General features: G+C 71.9%; 4 protein-coding genes and 1 pseudogene. 4 read left to right on the forward strand and 1 reads right to left on the reverse strand.

The features are described 5' to 3' along the window. The first annotated feature begins 138 nt into the window (after positions 1-138). Positions 139-435 (forward strand): antibiotic biosynthesis monooxygenase, encoded by a 297-nt coding sequence (locus ABZ234_RS33690; RefSeq protein ID WP_267945951.1) that lies wholly within the window; start codon positions 139-141, stop codon positions 433-435. A gap of 177 nt (positions 436-612) precedes the next feature. Continuing rightward, the gene (locus tag ABZ234_RS33695; RefSeq protein WP_267945950.1) at positions 613-2,001 is read left to right on the forward strand and encodes a glycine--tRNA ligase; all 1,389 of its coding nucleotides are present in this window, start codon (positions 613-615) and stop codon (positions 1,999-2,001) included. Positions 2,002-2,373: 372 nt separating this feature from the next. Here the strand turns inward: ABZ234_RS33695 and ABZ234_RS33700 are convergent, their stop codons facing one another. Further along, entirely contained in the window at positions 2,374-3,048 is a 675-nt protein-coding gene (locus ABZ234_RS33700) for a hemolysin III family protein (protein WP_267950472.1), read from the reverse strand. A 553-nt stretch (positions 3,049-3,601) separates the two neighbouring features. On the opposite strand from ABZ234_RS33700, the gene ppdK reads away from it, so the two are divergent. Both ppdK and ABZ234_RS33710 read left to right on the forward strand, forming a co-directional pair. After that, a complete protein-coding gene (gene ppdK / locus ABZ234_RS33705) occupies positions 3,602-6,298 on the forward strand; it encodes a pyruvate, phosphate dikinase (protein ID WP_355014742.1) in 2,697 nt (898 codons plus the stop codon). A gap of 437 nt (positions 6,299-6,735) precedes the next feature. Next, positions 6,736-6,959, forward strand: a pseudogene (locus tag ABZ234_RS33710) (YdcF family protein); the annotation flags it as partial.

Here is a 6,959-nt window from a genome sequence, read left to right on the forward strand (position 1 = left end):
CGGGCCCGCCCCCCCCCGCCGCGCCGGGCCGCCCCCGCGCGCGGGCCCGCCCGTGGCCGCACCCGGGGCGGGGCCGCCCTCCGCCCGCGGGCGGAGGGCGGCAACCCGGGCACTCCCAGGGTGGGACACAATGGTGCCGTGATCGTCATCACCCGCTACTCCGTTCCCGAGGCCGACCTCGACGCCTTCCGCGCCGACGCCGCGGCCGCCGTCGAGGCGCTCTCCCGCCGCCCCGGTTTCCGGGGCCACCGCCTCGGCCGCGCCGCCGACGACCCCGGCCTGTGGACGGTGGTCACCGAGTGGGACGGCGCGGGCTTCTACCGCCGGGCGCTGTCCGACTTCGACGTCAAGGTCAACGCGGTCCCCCTGCTCTCCCGCGCCATCGACGAGCCGAGCGCGTACGAGATCGTCGCCGGAGGCGGCGCCCCCGCCTGAGAGGCGCGCCCCTGCCCGTGCACATACGGTGTGCGAGGGCTTGCCGGGTGCTCTAGCCTGGGTGGACGCGGGCGTCCGACGGTGCCACTCCCCGGTTTCGGCGCGCGTACCGCTTCCCACACGACGATGTATCGCGAACCGCGATCCACCGACTGCCAGCCGGATGGAGAGTCACCCATGGCCGCCAAGTCAGAGGCAATGGACGCACTGGTCAACCTCGCCAAGCGCCGAGGCCTGGTCTACCCCTCCAGTGAGATCTACGGAGGTCTGCGCGCGGCCTGGGACTACGGCCCCCTCGGCGTCGAGCTGAAGAACAACGTCAAGCGCCAGTGGTGGCGCTCGATGGTGCAGGAGCGGGAGGACATCGTCGGCCTGGACTCCAGCGTCATCCTGGCCCGCGAGGTCTGGGAGGCGTCCGGCCACGTGTCGACGTTCGTCGACCCGCTGACCGAGTGCCAGTCCTGCCACAAGCGCTTCCGTGCGGACCACCTCGTCGAGGCGTACGAGGAGAAGCACGGCCACGAGCCCGCCGACGGCCTCGCCGCCATCGCCTGCCCCAACTGCGGCGCCAAGTCCTCCTTCACCGAGCCGCGCATGTTCAACGGGCTCCTGCGCACCTACCTGGGCCCGGTGCAGGACGAGAAGGGCCTGGCGTACCTGCGCCCGGAGACCGCGCAGGGCATCTTCATCAACTACAAGAACGTCGAGCAGAGCGCACGCCGCAAGGTGCCCTTCGGCATCGGCCAGATCGGCAAGTCGTTCCGCAACGAGATCACGCCCGGCAACTTCATCTTCCGGACCCGCGAGTTCGAGCAGATGGAGATGGAGTTCTTCGTCAAGCCCGGCACCGACGCCGACTGGCACCAGTACTGGATCGACACCCGCTTCCAGTGGTACGTCGACCTGGGCATCGCCAAGGACAACCTGCGCCTGTTCGAGCACCCCGCGGAGAAGCTGTCCCACTACTCCACGCGCACCGTGGACGTGGAGTACCGCTTCAACTTCGTGGGCAGCGAGTGGGGTGAGCTGGAGGGCATCGCCAACCGGACCGACTTCGACCTGAAGACGCACGCGGAGTCGTCCGGCGTCGACCTGTCGTACTTCGACCAGGAGAGCAACGAGCGCTACATCCCCTACGTCATCGAGCCCGCGGCCGGTGTCGACCGGGCGGTGCTCACGTTCATGCTGGACGCGTACAACGTGGACGAGGCGCCCAACGCCAAGGGCAAGCTGGAGAAGCGCGCCGTCATGCGCCTGGACCCGCGCCTGTCCCCGGTGAAGGCCGCGGTCCTGCCGCTCTCGCGCAACGCCGACCTGTCGCCGAAGGCCCGCGACCTGGCCGCCGCGCTGCGCAAGCGCTGGAACGTGGAGTTCGACGACGCCGGTGCGATCGGCCGCCGCTACCGCCGCCAGGACGAGATCGGCACCCCGTTCTGCGTGACGGTGGACTTCGACACCCTGGAGGACGACGCGGTGACCGTGCGCGAGCGCGACACCATGTCCCAGGAGCGGGTCTCGCTCGACAGGGTGGAGACCTACCTGTTCGAGCGCCTGCCCGGCTGCTGACCGCCGCGCGCCCGTCCCGGACGCCGGGACGGGCCCGCGAGCCCGTGAGAGCACTGCGCCCGCTCCCCCCACGGGGGGAGCGGGCGCAGTGCTCGTACGAGCGGGGGAGTGCGGTGAGACGGCCGGACCCGGGGGGATGTGGTCTCCGGCCGTCTCGTCGGTTCCTCCGGCCGCACACGGCCGGGGGAACCGGTTCTCAACGTAGCGCCAGGCCGCCGGAGATAAAGGCGCATTTCATCCTGCTTGTCCTACCGCGTGAGCGAATCGTGACGTGGATATGGTCCGACCGACGCTCCCACGGGCCGAGGAGGCCGGAACCCCCTCCACCGGTCCGGACCGCTGCGGCGGCCCTGTCGCCCCCGGGGCCGGGCCTCAGGTCGTGTAGACGACGAAGGACACCGCGATGTAGTGGCAGACGAACGCCGCGATGGTCAGCGAGTGGAAGATCTCGTGGAAGCCGAACCAGCGCGGCGCCGGGTTGGGCCGCTTGAGCCCGTAGACGACCGCGCCGACGCTGTACAGGACCCCGCCGACGAGGATGAGGATCCACGTCGCCGGATGGGTCCCGTGGACCAGGTCGGGGATGAACAGCACCGCCACCCAGCCGATGGCCAGGTACAGGGCCGTGGACAGCCAGCGCGGGGCGTTGAGCCACAGGAGTTTGAAGCCGACCCCGGCGATGGCCCCGCCCCAGACCAGCGCCAGCATCGCCGTGCGCAGGGTGCCGTCGAGGACGAGCACGATGAACGGCGTGTACGTGCCCGCGATGATCAGGTAGATGTTCGAGTGGTCCAGGCGCCGCAGCACCTTCTGCGCGCGGGGCGACCACCGGCCCACGTGGTAGACGGCCGAGGTGCTGAACAGCAGCACCGAGCTGAGCGCGTACACGGCGCTGGCGAGCAGGGCCGGCACGGTGGGGGAGAGCGCGACCAGGACGATGCCCGCGGCGAGGGCGAGCGGCGCCGTCCCCAGGTGGAGCCAGCCCCGGAGTCTGGGCTTGACCGCCTCCAGGAAGTCTCCGGCCGCGCTGACGGCCCTCTCCGGCATGGACGCGTCGCCCTGGGGGTCCCCGCCGCCCTTCGCGGCTCCGGTGCCGTGTCCGCCGGGCCCGTCGTCCCCGGCCCCCGCGCCGCCCTTGCCGTTGCTCCGCGTCCGTTCCTCCGACACGTTGTTCCCCTCCGTCCCGCGGTCCGCGCCGCTGCGGGCCTCTTGCCCAGCCTAACTTACGGAGGCGTAGGTTACTTGCCGGTAAACCTGTGTCGCGCGGCACAGCGGCCTCCGCTGGAGGGTGTGGCGCGGGATTGGTCGGGTGCGCCCCCGGGGCGGCAGGGGCGGGAGGGGGGCGCCTCGCCGTGCGAGCGCGAGGCTGTGACCAGGGGATCCGTGGCCGCCGGGGTGTGCGTTCCCTGGTCGGGGGGTCGGGGTCGGCATTCCTGGGCTGAACCATTGGTATAGACCTCTCTAATGTCCTTGACCTGCTGAAATGCTGCCAAATGGTGGTTCATGAAGGGGTGATGATGCGCAGTGTGGATAGAGTCGCGCCCATCCGGGCACAGGCGCCGATCCACCGCGGAGCCGTCGAGAATCGAGGGAGACCCCCGTGGCCAAGTACGTCTACACGTTCACCGAGGGCAACAAGGACCTGAAGGATCTCCTCGGCGGCAAGGGGGCCAACCTCGCCGAGATGACCAACCTCGGACTCCCCGTGCCCCCCGGGTTCACGATCACCACGGAGGCGTGCCGCCACTACCTCTCGCGCGGCAGCGTCCCCGAGGGCCTGGACGCCGAGGTCGAGGCCAACCTCGCCGAGCTGGAGAGGACGATGGGGCGCCGCCTCGGCCAGGCCGACGACCCGCTCCTGGTGAGCGTGCGCTCGGGCGCGAGGTTCTCCATGCCCGGCATGATGGAGACGGTCCTCAACATCGGCCTCAACGACGAGTCCGTCGTCGGCCTCGCCGCCCGGAGCGGGGACGAGCGCTTCGCGTGGGACTCCTACCGCCGCCTCGTCCAGATGTTCGGCAGGACCGTCCAGGACATCGACGGCGACCTCTTCGAGGAGGCCGTCGAGGAGGTCAAGGCCGCCAAGGGCACCACCGACGACCTGGACCTCGACGCCGCCGACTTCCGCGAGCTCGTCGGGCGCTTCAAGGACATCGTCCTGGAGCGGACCGGGCGGCCGTTCCCCTCCGACCCCCGGGAGCAGATGGCCCTCGCCGTCAAGGCGGTCTTCGACTCCTGGAACGCCCCCCGGGCGGCCCTCTACCGCCGGCAGGAGCGCATCCCCGCCGACCTCGGCACCGCCGTCAACGTCTGCGCCATGGTCTTCGGCAACCTCGGCATGGACTCGGGGACCGGCGTCGCGTTCACCCGCGACCCCGCCTCCGGCCAGCCGGGCGTCTACGGCGACTACCTCCAGAACGCCCAGGGGGAGGACGTGGTGGCCGGCATCCGCAACACCGTGCCCCTCGCCGACCTGGAGAAGGTCGACGCCCGGAGCCACGCGGAGCTGATGGGCATCATGGACACCCTGGAGAACCACTACCGCGACCTGTGCGACATCGAGTTCACGATCGAGCGCGGCAAGCTCTGGATGCTCCAGACCCGGGTGGGCAAGCGCACCGCCGCGGCCGCCTTCCGCATCGCCGACCAGCTCGTCGACCAGGGCATGATCACCCTGGACGAGGCCGTCCAGCGCGTCACCGGCGACCAGCTCGCCCAGCTGATGTTCCCCCGCTTCGACGAGGCGGCCGTGGCCGGGGCCGGCGTCCGCCGCATCGGCCACGGCATGAACGCCTCTCCCGGGGCCGCCGTCGGCAAGGCGGTCTTCGACTCCTACACCGCCGTCAAGTGGTCGCGCAGCGGTGAGAAGGTCATCCTCTGCCGCAGGGAGACCAACCCCGACGACCTGGAGGGCATGATCGCCGCCGAGGGCATCCTCACCAGCCGCGGCGGCAAGACCTCCCACGCGGCCGTCGTCGCCCGGGGCATGGGCAAGACCTGTGTCTGCGGCGCCGAGGAGATCGACGTGGACACCAAGAACCGGCGGCTGACCGCCCCCGGCGGCGAGGTGGTCGAGGAGGGCGACGTCATCTCCATCGACGGCACCAGCGGCGAGGTGTACCTCGGCGAGGTGCCCGTCGTGGACTCGCCCGTCGTGCGCTACTTCGAGGGCGAGATCGACCCTGCCTCCGACCAGGCCGACGACCTCGTGCGCTCCGTCGACCGGCTCATGCACTACGTCGACGCGGCCCGCCGCATGCGGGTGCGCGCCAACGCCGACACCGCCGAGGACGCCGCCCGTGCGCGCCGCATGGGCGCCCAGGGCATCGGCCTGTGCCGCACCGAGCACATGTTCCTCGGCGACCGCCGCCAGCTGGTGGAGCGGCTCATCCTCGCCGACACCGAGGACGAGCAGCGCGACGCGCTCGCGGAGCTGCTGCCCCTCCAGCGCGAGGACTTCGCCGGGATCCTGGAGGCCATGGACGGGCTGCCCGTGACGGTCCGCCTGCTGGACCCGCCGCTGCACGAGTTCCTCCCGGACATCACCGAGCTGTCGGTGCGCGTGGCCGTCGCCGAGGCACGCGGGGAGAGCCACGAGAACGACCTGCGGGTGCTCCAGGCGGTGCACAGGCTGCACGAGCAGAACCCGATGCTGGGCCTGCGCGGCGTGCGCCTCGGCCTGGTCGTCCCCGGGCTGTTCTCCATGCAGGTGCGTGCCATCGCCCAGGCCGCCGTCGACCGGATGGCCGCGGGGGGCCGCCCCCGGCCCGAGATCATGATCCCGCTGGTCGGCACCGTGCAGGAGCTGGAGATCATCCGCGAGGACGCGCTGAGGGTGCTGCGGGAGGTGGAGCGGGAGCACGGGGTCGAGCTCGACTTCCCGGTCGGCACGATGATCGAGCTGCCGCGCGCGGCGCTGACCGCCGGTGAGATCGCGGAGAACGCCGAGTTCTTCTCCTTCGGGACCAACGACCTCACCCAGACCGTGTGGGGCTTCTCCCGCGACGACGTCGAGGCCTCGTTCTTCTCCGCCTACCTGGAGAAGGGCGTGTTCGGGGTCTCGCCGTTCGAGTCCCTGGACGTGGACGGCGTCGGCCGCCTGATCCGCATCGCGGTGGAGGAGGGCCGCGCGGCGCGGCCCGGCATCAAGCTCGGCGTGTGCGGCGAGCACGGCGGGGACCCCGCCTCGGTGCACTTCTTCCACCGTGTGGGCCTGGACTACGTCTCCTGCTCCCCGTTCCGGGTCCCCGTCGCCCGCCTGGAGGCGGGCCGCGCGGCCGGGCGCACCGCGGGCTGAGGCCCCGGGCCGGACGCGGTTCCGCGGGGGGAGGGCACCCCCTCCCCCGCGGGGGCCGGGAAGCGGCCGGCGCCGCGCTCCGGCCGGAAGGGTTCCCCGGCGACGACCCGGCGTCGGCAGGACGACCGTCCGGCGCCGACTCGGGAACCGACCGGGGACCACCCTCCCCGGAGGGCCGCCGGCCACAGAGAACGCCCTAGACTCGACCCTGCCGGCGGTGGGGTCCCGAGACGCCCGCTGTGACCTCTTCGTGATGTATTCTGGCCGCCGGTAAGGCCGCCGCTCCCGGCCTCCCCCCACATGCGGAGGCGGGACGCGCCGACACCACCCCCGCTCCCGCTCGCCCGACCCCGTGCCGCCGCGAACCACCGGCCGGTACGGGCCGTCCCAGCGGGTAGCAGGATCCCTGTTCAGAGAAGTTGTGCGGAGGTGAGCCGGTGCGAACGGCGAACGACGGCCGCGGCGACGAGCCGTGGGAGGAGCCGGTCACGGCCCCCTCCTCAGACGACGAGTCGACCAGGGTCTTCTCCCGTGACGACTTCACCGCTGTCCCCGCCCCTCCGGCGGAGGCGGCCGGGGACGGCGTCGGAGGTGCGGACGGCGAGGCCACCCGCGAGTTCACCAGGGCGGGGCCCGCCGCGTCCGGCGACCCCGCCACCCC

The sequence above is a fragment of the Nocardiopsis sp. NPDC006198 genome (assembly GCF_040613895.1).
Taxonomy (GTDB): domain Bacteria; phylum Actinomycetota; class Actinomycetes; order Streptosporangiales; family Streptosporangiaceae; genus Nocardiopsis; species Nocardiopsis tropica.